Below are 24,802 nucleotides of genomic sequence, written 5' to 3'. Positions count from 1 at the left end.
TTCATATTATATTTTTATTATTTAGAATCGGCGGCATCGAAGATGCCGCCGATTTTGTTTTATATATTATTCAACAATAAATCTTTTTGGATATCCCTTAATATTTCTGATTCTAAAAAATTCATCAAAATCAATGTTATCTTTAGTTTCATAAAAATCGATTAATTTAGTAAGAAAAGATTCTAAACTGCCGGAAATGATATTCCTGTCATTATCGGCATGCCAGAATTCAATTAATTGATTTTTCTGTCCGGTAAAAATTCCTTTTACATCATAACAAATGCTGTCTCCTCCGCCATTTTGAAAAATAGGAATCCAGTTTTCATTCCACCAGTTTTCAATTTCGAAATCGGTTCCAATCATCATATTTAATTCGGATGCATCAAAAAGAGCCTGATTTAAAGGAATAAACATGGAATTGTTTACGAAAGAATCATAACAATTCATATTTTGTCCGTTTTTCCATTTGTAAAGTATTCGCAAATCTGTTGGAATTTCCAATTTATAGTAATCTTCTAATGTATCTATCTGTTCATCCGTGAGAGGATTATTCAATTGAGAATAAAATTCAGGTCTTAAGACTGATAGATATTGATTTAATTTTTCAATTGTTTCATCCATGATATGGTGTTTAATGCGATTAAAATTGATTATGATTACTTTTTCTCCATTTTTCTAATGAAATTACATCCCCGGAAACTGTTTCATCAACTAAAATTTCCTTGCAGTTATTTTTATTGATGTAAAAAATAGTATAAGTTTCCCAATGAAGCTTCCCATTAAATCCTGTTTTGATTATATAATATGGTTGTTTATTGAGCTCAAGACTATCTGTCATAAAAGAAAGATGTTTCTTATTTGATGAAATAGAATCTACGAACTTTGACTGATTTTTAACTTCTGGTAAATTATTGATAAGATCTAACGCTTTTTCAATATTACACTTTTCTTCGGTGATTTTATTTTTAATTCCATAAAATTTAGGAAGTTCATCTTCAATATCTATAGGATAAACATTTTTAACTTTTCCTTTAGCATATAATAAGAGAGACCATGGTTTGTATTGAGATAGGTTAATATTTATTTTTCCGATTTTAATTGTCTTATCAATCTCTATATCAATTCTATCAATATTATTTTTTAAAATATATTCACCGGCTTCTGCAGTATAATAATTGGCATCGTCTGCAATTGTATAGAAATCATCCTCATTTTTATACGTTTTCTTTAAACTATCTAAATATTGAGATGTTGGATGAATAAAGATTACAAAATCTTTGTTTTCGTCCAAAATTTTTAGATTCTCGTCTTTTTTTACTGTTTGAGGTTTAATATTATCTTTTTCATTAATTTTTTTACAGGAAAATAAGAAGGTAACAGCTACAAATGGTAAAAATATTTTTTTCATTTTTAAACTAAAATCAAATGTATTATGAAAATTATTAAATTTTCGCTTACTAATCCAAATAAAAAAGCCGAATTCAATAATCCGGCTTAATTTATATAAGAATAATGATTTAAATTATTCAGTATCATATTTACTGATCACTCTCTGAGTAACCCCCGAACTGCTGAAACCTCCGTCATGGAAAAGATTCTGCATCGTTACTTTCTTAGTAAGATCAGAGAATAACGTTACACAGTAGTCTGCACATTCAAGTGCTGTTGCGTTTCCTAGCGGAGACATATCTTCTGCATATCCAAGAAAACCTCCGAAACCTTTCACACCGCTTCCAGCAGTTGTCATTGTAGGAGACTGAGAAACTGTATTTACACGAACTTTTCTTTCACCCCAATAGTTTCCGAAAGTTCTTGCAATGCTTTCAAGATAAGCTTTGTTGTCAGACATATCATTATAATCCGGGAATGTTCTCTGTGCAGCAATATAAGTAAGCGCCAAAATACTTCCCCATTCATTCATACAGTCTTTTTCCCAAGCCACTCTCATTACTTTGTGGAAAGAAACAGCAGAGATATCCCAGCCTTTCTCTAACCAGTCGTAGTTCATTTCTGTATAATGCTTTCCTTTTCTTACGTTGATGGACATTCCGATAGAGTGAAGGATGAAATCGATTTTACCGAATTTGGCAACAGCAGCATCAAAAAGTTTTTCAAGATCCTCAATAGAAGTAGCATCTGCACCAATTACTTCAGATCCTGTTTTCTCTGCTAAACCGTTAAGTTCTCCCATTCTCAAAGCAATAGGAGCGTTAGACAAAATAAATTCAGCACCTTCTTCATGACATCTTTCTGCAACTTTCCATGCGATCGATTGTTCATTAAGGGCTCCAAAAATAATTCCCTTTTTGCCTTTAAGTAAACCGTATGACATAATTTTTTAATGTTTATTATTATACAAATGTAGCAATATTTGTGTTTAGTACACAATAAAAAACGGAGCCTTCTGTAAAAAGACTCCGTTTTTCTTGAAAATATTTATATGACTGAAATTTTTAATTCGTTTTCTTGTTCCATTCTGCTTTTACATCTTCTGCTGCATCTTTTGTTTTTTCCCATGCATCATTGGCTTTATCTTTAACATCATCCCATGCATCAGCAAAATTATTTTTTACTCTGTCCAGCCAGTCTTCATGTCTCGCTTCTTCATCATTGTTTCTTTTTTCATTAATATAATCTTTGGCTCTGTCTGCCAATTCCTCTACTTTCCATTTTGCATTATCTGCAGCATCTTTTAAAGAGTTTTTTGTGTCATCTACTGCGTTTTCTGCTTTGTTGTATTCCGAATTGTTCATAATGTGATATTTTGTTTGTGTGATTATAATTAAACAAGAACCATTCCTAAAATTTTTTCTGATTGTTAAAATTTTCATAAACTTTAATTGATATAAAAGCTATTGTGTTAACCTTTAATTTGTGCAGAAAATACGATATGATCATTTTTCAGATGAAGTTCTTTAAGTCTTTAATATGATACTATAAATAAAAACTTAGCAATACTTAATGCATATTATATATTCATAATATTTTATGTAGATTAATTTTTTAATATTTAACTGAAATCATCATCATTAGCTTTATAAATAAAATGTATTTATATTTTCTATTATAATAAGCTGAAATCATTGAAGAATACTATAAATCCTTTTATTCATCGAAGTTTAGGTATGCTTGTCTTCAATGCGTAGTGATAAATTATGTTTTATTCATTATTACATGTTTTTTTTTGATAAATATTTAAATAAATTACTATTCAAAAAAAATCAAATTCCTCATTTGTCTACTATTTAAAGGGTTTTTTCTATAGAATAAATTCTATATTAATCTTCAATAAACTGTGATTAAAAGACACTTTTTGTAGTAATTATTCACTATTTAGTGTTAAGTTGCTGAATTGTCAAAAATATTTGCTTTTTATTAAAAATTATTATATTTGTGGTATCAAACTGATAGCTATTTAACAAAAACTAGAAATGCAGAGACATTCAAAATTTAAAATCTTATTTGCAGGCTTATTTTTTTTAAGCTTCACTTTTTCACAGGCTCAGGTTGGGATAGGAACCCCTTCACCAAAGCCTTCTGCCATGTTGGAAATTAATTCTAATAACAAAGGTGTACTATTTCCAAGTGTTGCCTTAAATTCCGATACGGATAATACCACAATTGTTTCTCCCGCTGATGGACTTATTGTATGGAATAACGGACAGGCCGGATTAGTGGAGACTGGCTTTTTCTACTGGAATAATGCAAAATGGAATATGCTTTCTATTGCAGGAAGCCAGATCAATCCAATTATTCCCGGAGGAGGAGACGGCTGGAATGATACCGCAACCAACAGCGGAAACAATGGAGGAGCAAATACCAATCTTGCTTTAGGAACCAATACCTACGATGATCTTGTTTTTAAAGTTAATTCTGTAAAAATGGGAAGACTGGGTGTAGACAACTCCGTAAGTTTAGGCCCAATGGCAAATGCAGGACAGAACGGTATTTCAATCGGAACTTCAAGTTCTGCTTATCAGGGAGTTTCTATCGGAAATGAAGCTTCTGTAGGGGCAAATGACGGTTTGGCAGTAGGAAACAAAGCAACAGCAGCAGCATTCAAATCAAATGCAATCGGCTATAATGCCAAAACCAATAAAAACGAATCCACAGCAATCGGGAATAATTCTTTAGCGGACGGATTTCAGTCTACGGCAATCGGATATAACTCTAAAACCACAGCCAACGAATCATCAGCATTGGGAAACAATTCATTCGCGGCAGGATTTCAATCAGTGGCATTAGGTTACAATGCAAAGACAAATTCCAACAGCGAGACAGCAGTTGGATTCAATACCGTGACCAACGGACAGAATTCCACAGCAGTAGGTTCCGGAGCTTCTGCAATAGGGCAGAATTCTACAGCAATTGGTTACAACACCACCACAAGCCAGTATAATGCAATTGCCATCGGAAACAGCAGTGCAAACGTAGGAATAGGAACAAGTACACCGAATACTACAGCAAGATTAGACGTAAACGGACAGTACAAATTGGGAAGCAAAGGAACGGTAAATAAAAACCAGATCAGTTTTGAGGTTTGGCCAAGTGTTTCTATTAATAACCTGCCATCAGGAAAATCTACAACTATGGATATTGCTATTCCTGCGACAATGCTTCCAAGCTCTACCAGAGCGACAATTGTGGTAACTCCGGCTTCGGATTTCGCAGGAAATGCATCGTTTTCTATTTCTAATCCGAGAATGACTTCAACTTCTTCTATTACAATTAATCTTACCAATATTTCAGGAAACGCAGAAAGCTTGTATTCTTCACATTTCTACGTCACGATTAATGAATTTTAACAGAATTAAATAATAAAATGCGTCACTTCGTACAGATTGAAAAAATCTTCAGAAGTTTTCTTTAATGGTTATAAAGAAAGGATCTCATCAACGAGATCCTTTTACTTTTATCAGTATTGAAATTTATAATAGCAGAGTCATTTACTTCGTTATTTAATGATTCTTTCCAATACCCATTCGATAAGATTTTTCTCGGAAGCATGATGATCTGCAGAAAATTCTCCGCGTCTTCTGTTGGCAATTACATTATTTACAGTAATTGCTTTATGTCCTAAAAGTTTAGACAATGCATAAATCGCAGAAGTTTCCATTTCGAAGTTTGTTACACCCAGATCGTTCAGAGTTTCTAGAAATCTATCATCAACAGCTTTCAAACGTAATTGTCTTCCCTGTGGAGCATAGAAGCCGGGGAATGTTGCGGTATTCCCATGATATTTTGCGTCTTTGTATAATTCTCCCAATTCTTCCGCCCAATCTGCAAAATAAAGCATAGGTTTGATTTTCGGGTAAGGAAACTTTTCTGTAAAGTTTCTGGAAAATTCATTTTCAAACGCATAATCCTGATAAAAATGCATCAGACCGTCCAATCCTACAACATTTTGTGTAACCAGCATATTGTCTACCTGAACCTCTGGATTTACACTTCCGCAGGTTCCCATTCTGAATAACTGTAAAGCAGAATGTTCCGTTTTAAATTCTTTATTTTTAAGATCGATATTTACCAGCGCATCAAGCTCGTTCATCACAATGTCAATATTCTCAGTCCCGATTCCTGTGGACATTACAGTGATTCTTTCGCCTCTCAGCGTTCCTGTATGCGTGTAAAATTCTCTTTTATTCTTTTTAACTTCTACTTTATCAAAATATTTTGAAACCTTCGCAACACGATCCGGATCGCCTACAAGAATAATTTTTTCGGCAATATCTTCCGGTAAAAGGTTCAGGTGATAAACACTTCCGTCTTCGTTCAGAACAAGTTCTGAAGCAGCAAGTTTATTCAGCATAATTTGTTTTTTATAGTTTTAATAATTGAAAATTGTGATTGATTTTTGTCAATCTTTAAAAATCCTCTCCCAATATCCTCATCATTATTTTTAGAATGTCAATATTGGAAATTGACTTTTAGTAATGAATTTGATTTCGGGGTTTAAAATTAATAAAAAATACCCGAACTGAGATGTAAACATTATTTAATTCAGATTTAAAATTGTGGTAACGTCCGAATTGTGCGCTGTTAATAGATTTGCGCTAAAAATTTCATGAGATTTTATCCCTTTGTTGCGATCCTTTTTCTGCTCATGCTTTTTCAGGGATGCAAAAATATCTTCATGATGATCCTTACTTTAAAAATTATAATATTCAGAAAGCCGATGCCATTTTAAAGCAAAAAATTAATTATCTCGCAAAAAATACAGATTTTAAAACATTCGACAGAAGATCAGGGAAGAATCAACAGTCCTGTGAAAAAGGAAAATTCTTGGATCTACGAAAAGTCTTTCAAAACAGCAACAGTAAGAAATGTGGCTTTAATAAAACCTTATTTTCACAACGGTGCTTTCAATACTCTGGAAGAAGTCATGGATTTTTACAACAAGGGGGAGGAAAAGATTTTGGCTTACAAGTGAAAAATCAGACGCTGGCTTCGGATAAGCTGAATTTAACACAAACCGAAATAAAACAGATTATTGCATTTTTGAATACTCTCACGGATGTAAGCCGGAAATAGTTAATGATCAATGAAATATTCAACAGTTTAAGTACCACATTGATGAAATTTGTAGATAAAGTTTTATTAAAATGACTATATTGCGCCGATAATATAAAAAGTATAAAAATTAGTCTTATCAATATCTGTATAGCAGAGCAGATTATTCAGGCTAAAAATAATACAATTATAAACTATTTACCTTAAAAACTTAAATTTATGAAGTACGTTATCATTTTTGCAGCGATTCTTGCTGTGCTTATTATTTACACGGTAATTTCCAGCCGTAAAAGTTTAAAAAACGCTCCCGGAAGATTAATCAATGCCAGAAAACTGTATACTAATGGCGATTACAATGCCGCTTTAAAAGAATTAAGAGAAGCTTTTGTTCTTCCATTCGGAGATAAGGTAACCCTAGAATACAGAACTCATGTGTTAGCTGTTTTAGATCTTTTAACAGAAATTTTAAACGAAATGAACGTTAAAGCCGATAAATTAACCGCTAAATTATACAAGCGACTGAATGAAGCTACGGGAACGATTCAGATTGAGGAATATCTGCTGAAACCAATCAATGATTTCTTCGAAAATACAGAATCTGATGAGAAACTGGCGGAGTTTTTAAAAAAAGCGGCAATGTCAGGTGAAATTGGTGTTGTTTATAGTGATGATAATTCCGGACCGGATATCAGCAACAGAACCAATGAATTTATCAACCGCGGCGGGAAATTTTTAATGAAAGGAGAATATCAGAAAGCGATTGATGTTTATAATGAAGCGCTCACCCAAAGCTGGGATCAGCAGGATGAAGCTTTTCTGTACGATCAGTTAGCATCATGTCATTTAATGAATAAAGATATTGCAGCAGCGGAAGCAAATTATCAGAAAAGCATCAGTATAAAACCATACTATACCAATATGTGGAACTACTGCGACTTTTTAATTTACAACAAGCGAAAAGCAGATGCAGAAACACAGATGTCACAGCTTGCTGCGTTGATTAAGACAAAATCTGACCAGAAAGATTACGACAGCCTGTTCAAAAAATGGTACAGCCTGTCTTAAAAACCTAACCCAATTGAATACAATTAAAAGTCATATTTTATATGGCTTTTTTTGATTCTTATAAGTTCCGATTTAATATAAAATTCATTTAATTAACATTCCTCAACTGAAAAATCTTAAAACATTAATATTAACAGGAAACCCAATGGAAAAAGCAACCATTGAAAAGCTAAAAATAATGATGCCACAAACACAGATTTATTTTTAAAAATCATAAAACTATTATTGCAAGGCTTCCGCTATCATTTGCTGAACGAAGTGCCGTTGCGACCGTAAAATATTTTAAAGTCTATTTAAAAAGACTTAGCGACCTTCGCGCGAAGAAAATAAAATTCTTTAATGACTAAAACTATCCGCCAACTCTCTTGGTTTTATAGCCCATTTCTTTAAGGATATTCATAATCTTATCACGATTATCTCCCTGAATGATAATCGTTCCGTCCTTTTCAGAACCACCGATTCCCAGTGTAGTTTTTATCTTTTTTGAGATTTTTTTCAGGTCTTCCTCACTTCCTTCCCAACCTTCTACAATCGTTACAGGCTTTCCGTTTCTTCCTTTTTTTTCAAATTTGCAAACCAAAGGTTCTTTTTGCTTGAACTGTTCTTCAGGCATCTCAAAATCCTGTTCTTCATGATCAGGAAAAAGGTTTTTCAGTTGATCTCTTAAATCCATAGAGCAAAATTAATAAAATATTTACTTTTTCTATTTATAAATCACAAACTAAACGATTTCAGCATATTTTTAAAACTCCAAACGTTATAAAAATCAAAATATTGCGTGTTAAAACATAATTAGAAGATATTTTAAAAATTCATGTATTTGTGATTTATAAACAAAAAAATAAAATCATTGACAACATTTTTTTATTTTTGATCGTTAATAACAAAAAATATTTTATTTGCACCAAATATGAAACTATTAGCCAGGCATTTTATTTCAACTTTTTTACTTGTTTTCGGAACCGCAAATGCTCAACTAACGGAAGATCCTCTGAAAGCTGTCATAGAAACAAAAGACACTCAAAACTTCTGGGAAGCTTTCGATAAAATGGAAACTTCCAAAACCAATCCTTTTACAGAATATATATACAAAGGTTCACCCGGAGTACAATCCTTTATTAAATACCGCATCATTAACGCCGATTCTCTGTATGCAACAGTGAAAAAAAATAAAGAACAATATTTACAGACGAGAAATACATTAAAAGCAATTAATTCAATTGATAAAAAGTTAAAATCATCATACAGTGCTTTAAAATATTGGTATCCGGAAGCGAAATTCCAGACTGTATATTTTGTGTACGGAAGAATGACAACCGGAGGGAACTCTTCACCAGATGGAATTTCCATTGGAACAGAATTATTCAAAAATCTGGATGGTGTTGTTGCGCTTATCGTTCATGAAATGATTCATTTTCAACAAAATAATAAAGGAGGAAATAATCTTTTGAAACAGGCAGTTACGGAAGGTGGAGCGGATTTTATAGGAGAGTTTGTTTCAGGAGAAAAGATGAATACTATACCTTTTGAATATGGAGAAGCACATCTGGATCAACTCTGTAAAGAATTTGTGACACGCTATAAAAGTGATGATTTCGACGATTGGTTTTACGGAATTACCAAAAAAGATGACAGACCTAATGATTTGGGATATTGGATTGGATACAGAATTTGTGAAGCGTATTTTAATAAGCAGACAGACAAGCATAAAGCTGTACATGACATTTTAAATATTGAGGATCCTTTTTTGTTTTTAAAAGAAAGTGGTTTTCTGGATTCCTACATTCAGCAATATGCAAAAGAAAAGAATTTAAAATATGAAGATTTTTTCAGTGAATTTTCTGGAGAACCTTCCGAAATTACTTTTACGGTAAATGTTCCCGATAAAAATGATGAGATCTATATTGTTGGAAATCAGAAAGAATTAGGAAACTGGAACGCTTCATCCGTAAAAATGAATAGAAAAAGTGATTTCGAACGTACACTCACGTTAAAATTACACTTCCCTGTGCAGTTGAAATTTACAAAAGGAACTTGGGATCAGGAAGCCGATGTAAAAGGTTTTGAAAAAGGAAGCAATATTATTTTAGATAAGCTAAAATCAAATAAAATATCATATAAAATAAACAATTGGTTTGAAAATTAAGAAGCTGGGAGTGTGAAACTTGATGATGGAAGTTTATAGTTTTCTATTTTAAAGAATAGCAGTCAAAAATAATCTTGGCAAACCTTTGCGTTTAAAAAAATCTAAAAAATCCGCGAGAGAAAAAATTTTGTAAGATTTCAGTATTTATTATATTTTAAACAAAATTTAAGTTCGTCCATTCTTTCATTCATTTCAAAATAAATAAATTTGTAATACAAAAGTTTATACAAAATGTCGAAAAAAGCAATATTAGCGATCCTTGATGGATGGGGACTGGGAATGAATCCTGATGTTTCAGCCATAGATAAAGCAAGCACACCTTTTATAGATAACTGCCTTAAAAATTTTCCGCATACAACGCTTGAAGCAAGTGGTCTGGCGGTTGGACTTCCTGCCGGACAAATGGGAAATTCTGAAGTAGGACACATGAATCTGGGAGCTGGAAGAGTGGTTTACCAAAATCTGGTTAAACTGAATATGGCGGTTGAGAACGGATCTTTAGGACAGCAGAAAGTGATTCAGGATGCTTTTGATTATGCTAAAAAAGAAAATAAAAAAGTACATTTCATCGGTTTGGTTTCCAACGGGGGAGTACATTCACATATCAACCATTTAAAAGGACTTTTAACGGCAGCTCACGAATTCGGACTGAATGAAAATGTTTTCGTTCATGCCTTTACAGACGGGCGCGACTGCGATCCGCTTTCAGGAAAAGGGTTTATCGAAGAACTTCAGGATCACATGGAAAAAACAGTAGGAAAACTGGCAACCGTAGTCGGAAGATATTACGCAATGGATCGTGATAAAAGATGGGAGCGTGTAAAACTCGCTTATGATGCGATGGTAGAAGGAGTGGGAGAACAGTCGACGGATGCATTGGCTTCAATCCAGAAATCTTATGATAATCATGTGACGGATGAGTTTATCAAGCCGATTATCATGATCGATTCCACACAGACAGGAAATGTGGTTCCTGTTGCTAAAATTGTTGATAATGATGTGGTCATCTGCTTCAATTTCCGTACAGACAGAGGCCGTGAAATTACGGAAGTACTTTCTCAGAAAGATTTCCCGGAGTTTTTCATGAGAAAACTGCCGCTTTATTATGTGACTTTAACGAATTATGACAAAACTTTCCAGAACGTTCATGTTGTTTTCGACGAAGAAGTGTTACACGAAACGATGGGTGAAATTTTAGAAAGAAACCATAAAACACAGATCCGAATCGCAGAAACAGAAAAATATCCTCACGTTACATTTTTCTTTTCAGGAGGAAGAGAAGCCGAATTTAAAGGAGAAAAAAGACTGCTTTGTCCAAGTCCTAAAGATGTTCCTACCTACGATTTAAAACCGGAAATGTCAGCATACGACATCACCAATGCGATCGTTCCCGAGCTGGAAAATGAAACTACAGATTTTATCTGTCTGAATTTTGCAAATACAGATATGGTAGGACACACCGGAGTTTTTTCAGCAGCGGTAAAAGCAGCTGAAACGGTAGATAAATGCATTGAAAAAGTAGCAACCACAGCTTACGAGCATGGTTATGCGGTATTCATTTTAGCAGACCACGGAAATTCTGACGTGATGATTAATCCGGACGGAACGCCAAATACGCAGCATTCTACCAATCTGGTTCCTTTTATTGTGATGGATAAAGACCATACATGGAATCTTAAACCGGGAAAACTAGGCGATGTTGCCCCTACAATCCTGAAAGTAATGGGAGTAGAAATTCCTGAAGTAATGACTGGAGATATTTTAGTGAACTAGAATAAATACTGGAGGTTTCATTAAAATATCAGAAAACATTTGTTTCTTAAATATTATTTAAGTTTTAAAAATATTAAAGATAAATTGCCGTTATTATTTATATAGCGGCATTTTTTATGATTAATATCAGAAATAATTAACAAAATATTATGTCCTAAATAATAAATAAAACTTTAAATTTGTAATTTAATCTAAATTCTAAAAATGTATCAAAAGCTTGTAAGGAAAGAAGTAATGGGAATTTTGGAAAAGGAAGTAGGTTCTTTTCTGAATAAATTTTTAACGCCAATTGAAAAAATCTGGCAACCCTCTGATTATCTTCCGGATCCCTCGAGCGAAGATTTTAAACATGATTTAGACGAAATTCAGACTTTTGCACGTGAAATGCCTTATGATCTTTTCGTAACCCTGATTGGTGACTGCATCACAGAAGAAGCTTTGCCTTCTTACGAATCCTGGTTAATGGGAGTAGAAGGAGTAGATCAGGAGCAGAATGAAATCGGATGGGCAAACTGGGTGAGAGCCTGGACTGCAGAAGAAAACAGACACGGAGATCTTTTAAGCAAATATCTTTATTTGTGCGGAAGAGTAAACATGAGAGAAGTTGAGGTTACCACTCAATATCTTATTAATGACGGTTTCGATTTGGGAACAAGTATGGATCCTTACAGAAACTTCGTATACACGAGTTTTCAGGAAACAGCAACCAATATTTCCCACAGAAGAGTAGGAACGTTAGCAAAACAGTCCGGAAACGGAAAATTGGCTAAAATGTGCGGTGTAATTGCTGCAGATGAAGCGAGACACGCTAAAGCATACAAACATTTCGTAGCAAAAATTTTAGAAATTGATCCTTCGGAAATGATTCTTGCTTTTGAAGATATGATGCGTAAGAAAATCGTAATGCCTGCTCACATGATGAGACAGTCCGGACAAAAAGCAGGAGAACTTTGGGGACATTTTTCGGATGCTGCACAGAGATGCATGGTATATACAGGACAGGATTACATCAATATTCTGAAAGACCTTCTGGATGAATGGAAGATTGAACACGTAAAAGGTCTAAACGAAAAAGCTGAAAAAGCACAGGAATATTTAATGAAACTTCCTGCAAGGCTGCAGAAAATTACAGACAGAATTTCAACGCCGGATCTTCAGTTTCAGTTCAATTGGGTAAAAAGTTAGTTCTATAATTGGATAAATTATAAAGTAAGAGTGCTAAGTATTTTTGGCACTCTTTTTATTTTGTATCTTTGCAATTCTAAATCTTAAATATAATGATGAATAATAAAAAAATTGCTGTTGATTTCGATGGAACCATTGTGGACGATGCATATCCGGGAATCGGCAAGGCGAAAATTTTTGCTTTCGAAACACTTAAAAGACTTCAGGCGGAAGGTTTCAGATTAATTCTGTGGACATACAGACACGGAAAAACACTGGATGAGGCAGTAGAATTCTGCAAAGAAAACGGCGTTGAGTTTTATGCAGTCAATTCAAGTTTTGAAGGAGAAGTTTTCGATCCCGAAACACAATCCAGAAAATTAGATGCAGACTGGTTCATAGACGACAGAAATCTGGGAGGATTTCCGGGATGGGGCGAAATTTATAATATTATTCAGGAAAGAATAGAATTCCGTGTAGAAGGAAAAGAGGTTTTAGCCTATTCAAAATTAAAAAAAGAAAAGAAAAAAGGATTATTCTGGTAGAATAATTAAAATGTAACGATTTAACGGTGTAGCAATTTACCAATTATTGATATTGTTACATTGGATATACTAATACATTGGTAAATTAAAACAATGATTCAATTAAAAACAATAGACGAACTACGTCTTATGAAAGAAAGTGCCCGTCTGGTTTCAAGAACATTAGGAATGTTGGCAAAAGAAATCAAACCCGGGATTACCACTTTATATTTGGATAAGTTAGCGCATGATTTCATAAAGGATCACGGTGCTGAACCTGCATTTTTAGGTTATGGAGGTTTTCCGTACTCTTTATGTATTTCTCCAAATGAACAGGTGGTTCACGGTTTTCCAAGCAAAGAAGAAATTAAAGAAGGAGACGTACTTTCTGTAGACTGTGGTGCTGTTCTGAACGGTTTTGTGGGCGATCATGCTTATACTTTTGAAATTGGGGAAGTAAAACCTGAAACCAAAAAACTTTTGAAAATAGCTAAAGAATCTCTTTATAAAGGAATTGAGCAGTGTGTACGAGGAAAAAGAATCGGAGACATTTCTCACGCTATTCAGGCGCACTGCGAAAAAGAAGGATATGGTGTTGTAAGAGAACTTGTTGGTCATGGTGTCGGAAGACAAATGCACGAAGATCCGCAGGTTCCGAATTATGGAAGACAAGGCAGCGGAAAAGTAATTAAAGACGGATTAACGATTGCAATTGAACCGATGATTAATCTGGGAACTGAAAAAGTGAAATTTCATAATGATGGATGGACGGTGACAACGTTAGACAATCAGCCTTCTGCGCACTTCGAACACGATGTTGCGGTAATTAACGGAAAACCGGTGTTGCTTTCAACATTCCAGTATATTTATGACGCTTTAGGAATCGTAAGCGATGAAGAAAAAGCGTTCCAATTGGATTTTTAATGAAAAAAGTAACTAAACTTTTACTGAATAAAATTCCGCGTCCGATGCTTATTAAAATGAGCATTTGGGCACGACCTCTTATCTATCAGTTCTTTAAAGGCGATACGTTTTTTGATCCTATTGACGGAAGATCTTACCGGAAATTTCTTCCTTACGGATACGGAAGTCAGCGCGAAAACGCATTATCTCCCGGAACTTTAAGTCTGGAAAGACACCGACAGATGTGGCTGTATCTGCAAAATGAAACCGATTTTTTCATTAAAAATTACAAAGTTCTGCACATCGCTCCGGAACAGGAATTCCTGAGAAAATTTAAGAGAATGAAAAACTTAAACTACATTTCTGCCGATCTTTTTTCGCCGATTGTAGATGTAAAAGCAGACATTCTCGATTTGCCTTTTGAGAATGAAAGTTTTGATATTGTTTTTTGCAACCACGTTCTGGAACACATTGAAGATGATGCCAAAGCGATGAGTGAACTGTACCGTGTTTTAAGACCGGGAGGTTGGGGAATTCTTCAGGTTCCGATGAAAAATTCTTTGGAAAAAACGTATGAAGATTTTACGATAAAAGATCCGAAAGAACGTCAGAAACATTTCGGGCAGTATGATCACGTTCGCTGGTACGGAATGGATTATTTTGACCGACTGAAAAAAGCAGGCTTTGAAACGGATATTAATTTCTATTCTAAACAGTTCACCCAAGAGGAAATAAAAAAATACGGGCTTAGAGAAAATGAAATTCTGCCTATAGTATACAAAAAATAAGAAACGTCTTCGTTACGAAGACGTTTTTGTTTTTTCTTAAATTTAAGTAAATTATTCTTTGATAAATTTCAAAGGCTTTTGCCCTTCAATCATTAAAATATATTGTCCTTTTTCAAAATTTTGAGTGTCAATTTTCACTTTTTTGTCAGACGTTTTACCTTCATACATCATTTGTCCAAGCATATTGAAAACCTTTACGGGAAGATCATTTTCCAGATTTATTACAATTAAATTATCCTTTACAGGGTTTTGAAAAGAAATGGTAGTTTTAAGATTATTCTCTTTCGTTGATAAAATGAAACTGTTATAATAAATTTTATTTCCATTAGAAGGATTCGTAATGATGAGAGTCTTTCCCGAACCATTAGGAACAACCTGATAATTATAAACCTGACCAATTGCCGGATTAACGTAAAAATCGCAATTTTTTTGATCATATCCTTGTACAGCCGTCATATTATTTCCCCAGTAATCAGCCAACGTACATCCCGAAGAACCGTTTTTTGTAAATGAATCATCTATAGTAGAAAAGGTAAGCGGTATTCCGGAAACATTAAAATATTTGGAGGTAAAAACATTGCTTCCCGATGAATTTGAAAATGTAGAAGGCTGAAGCGACTGATCCATCGTAGGAGTAACGGTTGTTTGTCCTCCTATAATCATTTGTGAAATATACCAGTTTGTATTGAACAGTTGGGAAGTATTTTGAGCCAATAAAAGACCGCCGCAACACAAAAGAAGTAAAGTTTTTTTCATGGTTTAAATTTTCTCAAAGATAGCATTTCTTTACTAAAAAGCCGCTTTCAAATTATGAAAACGGCTTTGCTATAAAGCATTTAACAAGATTATTAAATATGAGTTTATCTTTAATGTGCGGAAACAGCTTTCAGTCCAACCACAGATCCGATTAAAGTAACAATAAAGAAAATTCTCCAGAAACTTACAGGATCTTTAAAGAAAAAAATTCCCATTAAAACAGTTCCTACTGCTCCAATTCCTGTCCAGACTGCATAAGCGGTTCCGATAGGTAAAGTTTGGGTGGCTTTAATCAGTAAAAGCATACTTACCGTTAAAGAAATCAGAAAACCTGCAAACCAAAAATACATTGTTGTTCCGCTTGTTTCCTTTACTTTTCCCAGACATGAAGCGAAAGCAACTTCAAATAGTCCTGCAATAATCAAGATGATCCAATTCATTTTTTTGTCATTTACAATTGCAAAGTTCCGTAATTTGGTAAGAATAAAATTTTACAATTGTTAAAAAATCTACTGTAAAGATTAGATCTCATCTATCCAAACCCTACAACCCTTACACTCTCAAACGCTAAAATTCTCAAACACTCCAACCCTAAAAACACTACAGCTTAATCTCCGCTCTTATTCTACTTAAACTAACTTGCGAAATCCCTAAGTAAGAAGCAATATGCCCAAGCTGAACCCTTCTGATCAAATCAGGTTTGTTTTTTACCAAATCTTTATATCTTTCAAGAGCCGTTTTATACTGTCTTGAGATAATGAGCTCCTCAGTTTTTACCAGTTCTCTTTCCGCAAATTTTCTTCCCCAATTCGCTATATGAATATCCTCATTGAATAATTTTTTAAGATGTTCTGTTTCCAGTTGATACAGTTCGCAGTTTTCCAGCAGTTCAATATTTTCGTATCCTGGATTATTTTCCACATAACTTTTCATGGAAACCACAGGTTCACCCTCACTTCCGAACCAGAATGTGATGTCTCTGTCTTCTGTAGATGCATAGGCACGAACAATTCCTTTTTTCAACAAATAGATATGAGGAATTACTTTTTCAGCTTCCATCAGACAGAAATTCTTGGGATAAGAAACTTCCGTAATGTATTGTTTCAGTTTTATTTTTGAGATTTCGGGAAGTAAGTAAATGCGGTCGAGAATCTGGTCAATTTCCATAAGTTTTGGATAATTCATCTAAAATATTGGTTTTAGCAACAGAAAACAAGAAAATTATTCTCCTCTGTTTTGATTTAAATTAAAAATTAATTAAATTTAGAAGGTAAAACGTTTAACCAAAACAGGAGCCGGAAAGTCTTTGTTGATTAGTATTGAATTAATATACCAATAATTTAAATTTGAATTTGTTGTTAATTATTTGATTTTTAATGTATTGAATTTTGTTTTATTTCGGTTTCGAAAAACTGCCAATCTACAATTATTTTCAAAACGACCAAAAAATTCGTCTATTGTTTTTTATGTTTTTTATGAAATATTTTTGCACAAAAGTCAGAGATTATGAAAAGAGCTTCTATTAAAGACATTGCGAGAATTGCTGAAGTTTCTGTAGCTACGGTTTCCTATGTCCTCAATAAAAAAGAAGGAAGCAGAATTAGTGAAGCAACGAAAACCAGAATTCTTGACGTTGCAAAAAGCATCAATTATACCCCGAATAAAATTGCAAAAAGTCTGAAAATGAATAAGACCAAGCTGATCGGACTGATTGTTGCAGATATTTCAAATGACTTTTATTCCAACATCGCAAGAAATATTGAAGATGAAGCCATGAAGTTGGGTTATACACTTCTGATAGGAAGCTGCGATGAAAATCCTGAAAAATTTAAAAAACTGACCGAACTTTTCTCAGAACAGCAGGTGGACGGAATGATTATCGCCCCGGTTGTGGATTCGGATGAAGCCATCAATAAACTTATTCTTGAAGAATACCCGATCGTAACCATCGACCGTTATCTTAAAAATGTAAGTTTACCGGGAGTAATGATCAATAATTCAGAAATTTCTGAACAGATCTGCGATCATCTGGTAAGAAAAGATTTTGATGAAATTATTTATGTAGGTTACGATACAGAGCTACCGCATTTGCTGGACAGACAGGATGGTTTTGACCAGAGAATTGCAAAGTCGGATATTTCGGCGAAAAGAATTTTAATCGGAATTCATAATATTACCGAAGAAGTGCATCAGAAAATGCAGGAAAATCTGGATCTTTCCAAAAAAACAGCCATTTATTTTTCAAGTAATAAACTGGGAATTGCAGGTCTTAGATATCTGATCGATCATAACATCAGTGTTCCGGAACAGGTTTCATTGGTGGCGTTCGACGAAACAGAAGCCTATTACCTTTTCCCGACGGAAGTTTCATTTGTGCAGCAGCCTTTATACGATATGGCTAAAGAATCTGTGGAGCTTCTTGATAACCAGATTAATAATTATACAACTAACGGAAAAAGAGTAACTTTCCATGCTAAATTTATGGAAAGAAGTTCTGTAAAATAATAAAAAGAATAATGACAGAAGAGATAATGACGACAGAAAAAAGACCTTATATTGTATGTTTCGGTGAAGTTTTGTGGGATATTTTTCCTGAAGGTTCAAGAGCGGGAGGCGCACCTTTTAATGTAGCATATAATGTTCATAAAATGGGCATCGATGTAAAAATGCTGAGCAAAACAGGAAAGGATGAACTGGGAGAAAAATTAACCGATAAAATTAAAAGTTGGGGAATTACCACAGATTTTATTCAGGTAGATGAAGTTCATCCTACGAGTACGGTGATCGCTAAAATTGATGAACACAATGAAGCGAGCTACGAAATCGTTGAAAATGTAGCATGGGATTTTATAGATTTTCTTCCGGAACACCAAGATTTGGTTGCCAATGCGGAAGCTTTTGTCTTCGGAAGTCTATCTGCCAGAAATGAAAAGACCAGAGAAACCTTGCTTCAACTGCTTGAATTGGCAAAGCTGAAAATTTTTGATGTAAATTTCAGACCGCCTTTCATCGATTTTGAATTCATTAAAATATTGTTGAATAAAGCCGATATTGTAAAGATGAACAAAGCGGAAATGAAGCAGATCCTTGAATTTATGGGTGAAGAATATACAAACGAAGAAGAAAGTGTTCTATTCATTCAGAAAGAATTTAAGGTTAATGAAATTATTTTAACCAAAGGAAGCAAAGGCGCGGGTTATTTTGTAGGAGATCAAAATTATAGTTTTCCTGCCGTTCCCATCACCATTGCAGATACAGTGGGAAGCGGCGATTCTTTTCTTGCCGGTTTTATTTCCAAAAGAATTCAGAATCAGGAGCCTGAAGAAATTATAAAGGAAGGAATTGCTTTAGGAGCATTTATCACTTCAAAATCAGGTGCGTGTCCGGATTACAGTTATTCCGAATTTCAAAAATTTAAAGAATCAAAATTCTAATAAAAATTAAAGACTTTTTCAGACCGGAAAAGTCTTTTTTTATCGGTAAAAGTTTCCAATTAATTCCAAAGACCGATTAAGTTTAGTAACTTTGCAAATCCTAATATAATTTTTATGCACAAAGCAGGATTTGTAAATATAGTCGGAAAGCCCAATGCCGGAAAATCTACCTTGTTGAACCAACTGATGGGGGAGAAACTGGCGATTGTAACCCAGAAGGCTCAGACAACACGCCACAGAATTTTCGGAATTTATAATGAAGAAGACTTACAGATCGTATTTTCAGACACTCCCGGAGTTCTGGATCCGAAATACGGTTTACAGGAAAAAATGATGGATTTTGTAAAGGATTCTTTGCAGGATGCCGATGTTTTCCTTTTCATTGTGGATGTTACCGACAAAGCTGAACCTTCGGAATTTCTGATTGATAAGCTGAACAAAATTCCTGTGCCTGTTTTGCTTTTGCTGAATAAAGTAGACCAGACCAATCAGGAAGGTCTGGAAAAACTGGTAGAAACATGGCATGAGAGAATCCCGAAAGCGGAAATCCTGCCTATTTCTGCATTAAATGCTTTTAATACAGAAATTATTTTACCAAAGCTTAAATCTTTACTACCGGAAAATCCGCCTTATTACGATAAAGATCAGTATACAGATAAGCCCGAAAGATTCTTTGTAAATGAAGCAATCCGTGAGAAAATCCTTTTGAATTACGAAAAAGAAATTCCGTATTCTGTGGAAGTGGTTACGGAACAGTTCAAGGAAAAGGAAGGAATTATTTTCATCGATTCTATTATTTATGTGGAAAGAGATACCCAGAAAGGAATTATCATCGGACATAAAGGAGAAGCAATTAAAAAAGTCGGAACAGAATCCAGACTGGATCTTGAAAAATTCTTCAATAAAAAAATTCACCTTAATCTCTTTGTTAAAGTAAAAAAAGACTGGAGAAAAAACGACAGAGATTTGAAAAATTTTGGGTACAGATAGACTAAAAACTACCTAAAAGCCGTTCTATTAAGAGAATTTTCACTATTTTTAAATGTAAATTGCTTTTAATGAGCTACTCGAACACAACAAATTCAGATTCTGTTTTAAAAGATGTTGCGCTGCTAATCGTGCGGATTTTTATTGGTTTTGCCATGCTCTCTCACGGTTTTCCGAAGCTTCAGATGCTTTTAGAAGGTAAGTCGGATTTTTTTGATTTTTTAGGATTAGGATCGCAGATCACTTTAGGTCTAACGGTTTTCGCAGAATTTGCCTGTTCAATTCTCCTTATTTTAGGATTATTTTCAAGAATTTCATTAGGATTTCTGATGTTTACCATGATTATTGCGGGTTTCGTCGTTCATGGAGCAGATCCTTTTGAAAAGCGGGAAATGAGTCTTATCTATCTTTCCGTGTATCTCTTACTGATGGTTTTCGGAGTCGGAAAATTTTCAGTCGATTACATGATTGAGAAAAGGAAAAGAGCCAACGATTGGTAATTATTTTTATAATATAGATTAAAAAGAGCAGTTGTTTCAACCGCTCTTTTTGTTTCTAAGTATTGCAGGGAAGGTTGGACGGGATGCAGCTCCATTTAGGAAGTTCACTCGTTTCATCGATTTTCATGCAGCGCTTGTATTTCCGCCGATCATTTTATAGAGTTTATTTCATTCTAATTTTTTTATGATTGTCCGTTATTTAACATAACTGAAAATCTTTGAGTTTTTTGCTGAGTGAAACGCCTTTGCGAACTTAAAAACAGGTGGTATGTAAAATAATCTTAGCGATTCTCTGCGTTAAAAAGCGGTATGATTAATAAAGATTTTTTTTAATTTTTTCATAATAATTCTGAATTTGATGAATACTAAAGATAACATTATTTTATTAAATCCCATAAAAGTGTTTTAATATAGAATTGTATATTCTCTAATTTTGATTAATTTCGTGGAAATTGAAATTATTATGAAGATAAAACTGACCATATGCCTTCTTGCGTTCCTCAATTTCTATGAAGCGCAGGAAAATATTACCTACCAAAAGCCGTCTCCGGAAATCCTGAAACTGGCTGATTATGAAAGACCGCCAAGTGTTTTAATGAACAGTAAAAAAGACTGGATTGTTTTCACGTATCGCCCTACGTACAAAACACTGGAAGATTTAAGTCAGCAGGAAATGAAACTTGGAGGATTAAGAATAAATCCGGTAACCAATATTTCAAGTTCGGCAACGTATGCGAATAACCTGAAAGTGAGAAAAATGAACGATAAAACGGAAGTTCAGGTTAAAAATTTACCTTCCAATCCAAAAATCGCCAATACTTCATTTTCTCCCGACGAAAAAAAACTGGCTTTTACGAATACTACCAATAAAGGAGTAGAACTTTGGATTGTAGACCTTGAAACCGCTACCGCAAAAAAAATAACTTCAGACAATTTAAATGCAAATTTGGGAAGTCCTTATATCTGGTACAAAGATTCTCAGAATTTATTAATTAAAACCCTTCCGCAAAACAGACCTGCTTTAATCGATTCAAGTAAAGATCTTCCGACTGGTCCCATTGTTTCTACGGCAGACGGAAAAGTTTCGCAGAACAGAACGTATCAGGATCTTCTGAAAAATCCGCAGGACGAAAAGAATTTTGAGGTTTTAACCGCTTCAGAAATTTATAATGTTGATCTGAATGGAACTTTAAAGAAAGTAAAAGATCAGGATATGTATTCCGGATTAAGCTTTTCGCCGGACGGAAATTATCTGATGGCAACTACCATTAAAAAACCGTTTTCTTACATTGTCCCTCTAAGCAGATTTCCGATGACAACCACGGTGTATGATATGAACGGAAATGTGGTGAAAGTTGTAAACGAGACACCTCTGAACGAAATCATGCCAAAAGGATTCTCTTCCGTAAGAACCGGAAAAAGAGATATGGGATGGAGAAGCGATATGCCTGCAACTTTGGTATATGCAGAAGCTCTGGACGGAGGAGATCAATATAAAAATGCCGAATTCAGAGATGAAATTTTTACATGGGAAGCACCTTTCAGCAATGCTCCGAAATCTTTCTTTAAAACAAAGCAGAGATATTCTGATGTAAGCTGGACGAATGATCATTACGCCATTGTTTCCGAAGGGTGGTACGATACAAGAAATACAAAATCTTTTCTGGTTGATTTAAATAACGGAGAATCTAAAGTGATTGATGACAGAAATTATCAGGATGTGTACAGCGATCCCGGAAATTTCAATACCACAAAAAACCAGTACGGAAGATACGTTGTAGACATGAAAGGAGGAAAGTCTTACCTCATCGGAGCCGGATTTACAAAAGACGGACAGCATCCTTTCATTGATGAGATGGATGTGAAAACCATGAAAAAGAAAAGACTGTATACTTCCAATCTTAAAAATTCCAAGGAAGAAATTATTGATATTTTAAATCCTGCCAAAGGAGAAGTTCTTACGATTCAGCAGTCTTCCAGTCAGTACCCGAACTATTTTAAAAAGAGCATTAAATCCAGTAAGACAGAAGCGGTAACCAATTTCGCGAATCCTTTTGAAAGCATTAAAGATGTATACAAAGAAGTAATTACGTATAAAAGAAACGACGGCGTTACACTTACCGGAACACTTTATCTTCCTGCCAATTACGACAGAAAGGCAAAAACTGAAAAATTACCATTGTTGATCTGGGCTTATCCTACAGAATATAAAGATAAAAACACGGCAGGACAGAATACGCAGAATCCAAACGATTTCACTTTCCCTTACTATGGTTCTTTCGTGTATTGGACAACGAAAGGATATGCTGTTTTGGATGATGCTGCATTCCCGATCATCGGAGAAGGAAAAACAGAACCGAATGATACATTTATTCCTCAATTGGTAGCCAATGCAGAAGCAGCAATTAATGCGGTAGATCAATTAGGCTATATCGACAGAACGAAAGTAGCAGTTGGAGGACATTCTTACGGCGCTTTTATGACGGCAAATCTTTTAACCCATTCCAAGCTTTTCGCATGCGGAATTGCAAGAAGTGGAGCGTATAACAGAACTTTGACGCCTTTTGGTTTTCAGAGCGAACAGAGAAATTACTGGGATGTTCCGGAAATCTATAACACCATGTCACCTTTCATGAATGCAGATAAGATGAAAACGCCGCTTTTATTGGTTCATGGAGATGCAGACAACAATCCCGGAACGTTCACTTTACAGACGGAAAGATATTTTCAGGCGCTTAAAAATCTCGGAGCCCCTGTAAAAATGGTTCTTCTGCCTAAAGAAGCTCACGGATATGCAGCGAAAGAGAATATTCTTCATTTGCTTTGGGAACAGGATCAGTTTCTGGAGAAATGTTTGAAAAAATAATAATTTACATAAAAACTCGTTCAATTTTGGACGGGTTTTTCTTTTTCTGTCTTGTCCTGAAAAAGGTTGACTACTAAATACCAAAAAACCAGTCATCCTAATGAGATTAAAAAAAGTATCCGCCCCTGTTCAAGAATACAGTGAAGCATTTAAAAGACAAGTTGTCTCCGAATATGAGCGGGGATTATATACAAAATCACAATTACAAACCCGCTATAATATCAGGGGTAATTCCTGCATTCCCAGATGGTTAATGAAATATGGTAACTTTACTTATGAAAAACAATTAAGTAAAGGCAGACCCATGAAAGATCCACAGAAACAGAAGATTAAAGAGCTTGAAGCAGCATTGGCCAAAAAGGAAGAAGAAATCAAAGTGTTCAGGAAATTTATAGAAATTGCAGAGCGTGAGCTTAAGGTTGAGATTGTAAAAAAGTCTGGTTCCAATCAATCCAGGAAATAAAGGTAAATACGACTCTTTCAACAGAGAATATCTGCCGATTGTTTGGCTACAGTAAGCAAGCTTATTACAAGAGACAAAAACAGCCTGTTTCTACAGATCATGAAACAAGAGTTATAGAATTTGTTGTATCAATTCGTAAAAAGATGCCTAAAATAGGTACTAGAAAACTTTATGTTTTACTTAAGAATGATTTTGAAAAGGAAGAAATTCATGTAGGAAGGGATCAGTTGTTTAGCATTTTGAGATCAAATTATCTTTTAATTCCCAGAAGGCACAGCTATTTTAAAACAACCAATTCCAGACATTGGATGAAAAAATATCCCAATATTATCAAAGGAAAAGAATTGAAATGTTCGGAGAAAGTTTGGGTTGCAGATATTACTTATCTCAAGACCAAAGAGAAGAATTATTATCTTCATCTGATTACCGATGCCTATTCTAAGAAAATTGTAGGATACGAATTGAGTGATAATTTACAGACCAACTCTACGTTGAAAGCATTAAAGCAAGCCATACAGAATCGACTGTACAAGCATTCACTCATTCATCATTCAGACAGAGGGTTGCAGTATTGCAGTAAAGAATATACTGAAACACTCAAGAAAAGTGATATGCTTATCAGTATGACCGAAAATTCGGATCCTTATGAAAATGCTATAGCAGAGAGAGTGAATGGTATTCTGAAACATGAATTTGGATTGATTGATACTTTTGAAAATTTTAAAAATCTTTCCCAACAGCTTGAACAAGCAATTTATTGCTATAACAATTTAAGACCGCATTTTTCTTTACATTATAATATTCCAAACCAAGTACACATGAAAAATAATGTGAAATTAAAAACCTATAAAAAACAAAATCAGAATAGGAAAATTCCTACTCTGATTTAAGTATATTTGTGATATAAAACTAGTTAACCTTTT

24 protein-coding genes are annotated in these 24,802 nt (G+C 34.3%); 15 read left to right on the top strand and 9 right to left on the bottom strand.

Annotated elements, in window-relative coordinates; all coding sequences use genetic code 11:
• Positions 1–66 precede the first annotated feature (66 nt).
• The 4 genes from AC52CF_RS10660 to AC52CF_RS10645 form a co-directional block, all read right to left on the bottom strand.
• Positions 67–621 (bottom strand): SMI1/KNR4 family protein, encoded by a 555-nt coding sequence (locus tag AC52CF_RS10660; RefSeq protein WP_290261742.1) that lies wholly within the window; start codon positions 619–621, stop codon positions 67–69.
• A gap of 19 nt (positions 622–640) precedes the next feature.
• Positions 641–1,408, bottom strand: a complete 768-nt coding sequence (locus AC52CF_RS10655; protein WP_290261745.1) for a hypothetical protein — start codon at positions 1,406–1,408, stop codon at positions 641–643.
• Between the two features lie 114 nt (positions 1,409–1,522).
• On the bottom strand, positions 1,523–2,332 hold the full coding sequence (locus AC52CF_RS10650) for an enoyl-ACP reductase FabI (protein WP_047375319.1): 810 nt from the start codon (positions 2,330–2,332) through the stop codon (positions 1,523–1,525).
• 121 nt (positions 2,333–2,453) lie between these two features.
• The gene (locus tag AC52CF_RS10645; protein WP_496518175.1) at positions 2,454–2,753 is read right to left on the bottom strand and encodes a DUF883 domain-containing protein; all 300 of its coding nucleotides are present in this window, start codon (positions 2,751–2,753) and stop codon (positions 2,454–2,456) included.
• A gap of 678 nt (positions 2,754–3,431) precedes the next feature.
• Between AC52CF_RS10645 and AC52CF_RS10640 the strand changes: the two genes are divergently transcribed.
• Complete coding sequence (locus AC52CF_RS10640; RefSeq protein WP_496518174.1) at positions 3,432–4,805, top strand: phage tail-like protein; 1,374 nt, start codon at positions 3,432–3,434, stop codon at positions 4,803–4,805.
• A gap of 149 nt (positions 4,806–4,954) precedes the next feature.
• Here AC52CF_RS10640 and AC52CF_RS10635 read toward each other — a convergent pair whose 3' ends face one another.
• Positions 4,955–5,809, bottom strand: a complete 855-nt coding sequence (locus AC52CF_RS10635) for a nucleoside phosphorylase (RefSeq protein WP_290261758.1) — start codon at positions 5,807–5,809, stop codon at positions 4,955–4,957.
• Positions 5,810–6,117: 308 nt separating this feature from the next.
• Between AC52CF_RS10635 and AC52CF_RS10630 the strand changes: the two genes are divergently transcribed.
• Entirely contained in the window at positions 6,118–6,531 is a 414-nt protein-coding gene (locus AC52CF_RS10630) for a hypothetical protein (protein WP_375181915.1), read from the top strand.
• Positions 6,532–6,729: 198 nt separating this feature from the next.
• Positions 6,730–7,575 (top strand): tetratricopeptide repeat protein, encoded by an 846-nt coding sequence (locus AC52CF_RS10625; protein WP_375181914.1) that lies wholly within the window; start codon positions 6,730–6,732, stop codon positions 7,573–7,575.
• 349 nt (positions 7,576–7,924) lie between these two features.
• On the opposite strand, the gene AC52CF_RS10620 is transcribed toward AC52CF_RS10625, so the two are convergent.
• Positions 7,925–8,248 (bottom strand): translation initiation factor, encoded by a 324-nt coding sequence (locus AC52CF_RS10620; protein WP_034696743.1) that lies wholly within the window; start codon positions 8,246–8,248, stop codon positions 7,925–7,927.
• Positions 8,249–8,485: 237 nt separating this feature from the next.
• Between AC52CF_RS10620 and AC52CF_RS10615 the strand changes: the two genes are divergently transcribed.
• The 6 genes from AC52CF_RS10615 (at position 8,486) to AC52CF_RS10590 (ending at position 14,873) form a co-directional block, all read left to right on the top strand.
• Entirely contained in the window at positions 8,486–9,721 is a 1,236-nt protein-coding gene (locus tag AC52CF_RS10615) for a DUF2268 domain-containing putative Zn-dependent protease (protein ID WP_375181913.1), read from the top strand.
• A gap of 231 nt (positions 9,722–9,952) precedes the next feature.
• The gene (gpmI, locus tag AC52CF_RS10610) at positions 9,953–11,494 is read left to right on the top strand and encodes a 2,3-bisphosphoglycerate-independent phosphoglycerate mutase (protein ID WP_375181912.1); all 1,542 of its coding nucleotides are present in this window, start codon (positions 9,953–9,955) and stop codon (positions 11,492–11,494) included.
• A 204-nt stretch (positions 11,495–11,698) separates the two neighbouring features.
• Entirely contained in the window at positions 11,699–12,679 is a 981-nt protein-coding gene (locus AC52CF_RS10605) for an acyl-ACP desaturase (protein WP_214589626.1), read from the top strand.
• A 92-nt stretch (positions 12,680–12,771) separates the two neighbouring features.
• Positions 12,772–13,203, top strand: coding sequence for a BT0820 family HAD-type phosphatase (locus AC52CF_RS10600; RefSeq protein WP_214589627.1), 432 nt, complete (start codon positions 12,772–12,774; stop codon positions 13,201–13,203).
• A 93-nt stretch (positions 13,204–13,296) separates the two neighbouring features.
• Positions 13,297–14,106, top strand: a complete 810-nt coding sequence (gene map, locus AC52CF_RS10595; RefSeq protein WP_076390365.1) for a type I methionyl aminopeptidase — start codon at positions 13,297–13,299, stop codon at positions 14,104–14,106.
• Positions 14,106–14,873 (top strand): class I SAM-dependent methyltransferase, encoded by a 768-nt coding sequence (locus AC52CF_RS10590; protein ID WP_214589629.1) that lies wholly within the window; start codon positions 14,106–14,108, stop codon positions 14,871–14,873. Before map ends, AC52CF_RS10590 begins: the two co-directional genes overlap by 1 nt.
• A gap of 51 nt (positions 14,874–14,924) precedes the next feature.
• Here AC52CF_RS10590 and AC52CF_RS10585 read toward each other — a convergent pair whose 3' ends face one another.
• The 3 genes from AC52CF_RS10585 to AC52CF_RS10575 form a co-directional block, all read right to left on the bottom strand.
• Positions 14,925–15,629: a T9SS type A sorting domain-containing protein gene (locus AC52CF_RS10585; protein WP_496518173.1), complete on the bottom strand. Its 705-nt coding sequence runs from the start codon at positions 15,627–15,629 to the stop codon at positions 14,925–14,927.
• A 110-nt stretch (positions 15,630–15,739) separates the two neighbouring features.
• A complete protein-coding gene (locus tag AC52CF_RS10580; RefSeq protein WP_116099649.1) occupies positions 15,740–16,069 on the bottom strand; it encodes a DMT family transporter in 330 nt (109 codons plus the stop codon).
• 160 nt (positions 16,070–16,229) lie between these two features.
• Entirely contained in the window at positions 16,230–16,796 is a 567-nt protein-coding gene (locus tag AC52CF_RS10575) for a Crp/Fnr family transcriptional regulator (protein WP_496518215.1), read from the bottom strand.
• A 339-nt stretch (positions 16,797–17,135) separates the two neighbouring features.
• Between AC52CF_RS10575 and AC52CF_RS10570 the strand changes: the two genes are divergently transcribed.
• The 6 genes from AC52CF_RS10570 (at position 17,136) to AC52CF_RS10545 (ending at position 24,769) form a co-directional block, all read left to right on the top strand.
• A complete protein-coding gene (locus tag AC52CF_RS10570; protein WP_496518172.1) occupies positions 17,136–18,134 on the top strand; it encodes a LacI family DNA-binding transcriptional regulator in 999 nt (332 codons plus the stop codon).
• Between the two features lie 11 nt (positions 18,135–18,145).
• On the top strand, positions 18,146–19,063 hold the full coding sequence (locus AC52CF_RS10565; RefSeq protein WP_496518171.1) for a carbohydrate kinase family protein: 918 nt from the start codon (positions 18,146–18,148) through the stop codon (positions 19,061–19,063).
• 114 nt (positions 19,064–19,177) lie between these two features.
• Positions 19,178–20,053 (top strand): GTPase Era, encoded by an 876-nt coding sequence (gene era / locus AC52CF_RS10560; protein ID WP_087709940.1) that lies wholly within the window; start codon positions 19,178–19,180, stop codon positions 20,051–20,053.
• Between the two features lie 68 nt (positions 20,054–20,121).
• Positions 20,122–20,550: a DoxX family protein gene (locus AC52CF_RS10555; protein ID WP_496518170.1), complete on the top strand. Its 429-nt coding sequence runs from the start codon at positions 20,122–20,124 to the stop codon at positions 20,548–20,550.
• 463 nt (positions 20,551–21,013) lie between these two features.
• Positions 21,014–23,416 carry an alpha/beta hydrolase family protein gene (locus AC52CF_RS10550; protein ID WP_214589636.1) on the top strand — a complete coding sequence of 801 codons (2,403 nt, stop codon included), beginning with the start codon at positions 21,014–21,016 and terminating at the stop codon, positions 23,414–23,416.
• 100 nt (positions 23,417–23,516) lie between these two features.
• Positions 23,517–24,769, top strand: a protein-coding gene (locus AC52CF_RS10545; RefSeq protein WP_496518067.1) for an IS3 family transposase whose coding sequence is annotated in 2 segments (ribosomal slippage) — positions 23,517–23,844 and positions 23,844–24,769 — 1,254 coding nt in all. Because the reading frame shifts where the segments join, the coding sequence is not laid out codon by codon here.
• The last annotated feature ends 33 nt before the right edge of the window (positions 24,770–24,802 follow it).

The sequence above is a fragment of the Chryseobacterium sp. 2P genome (assembly GCF_059579425.1).
Note: the sequence above shows the minus strand (reverse complement) of the source record. Positions and strands in the feature narration are given on the sequence as shown.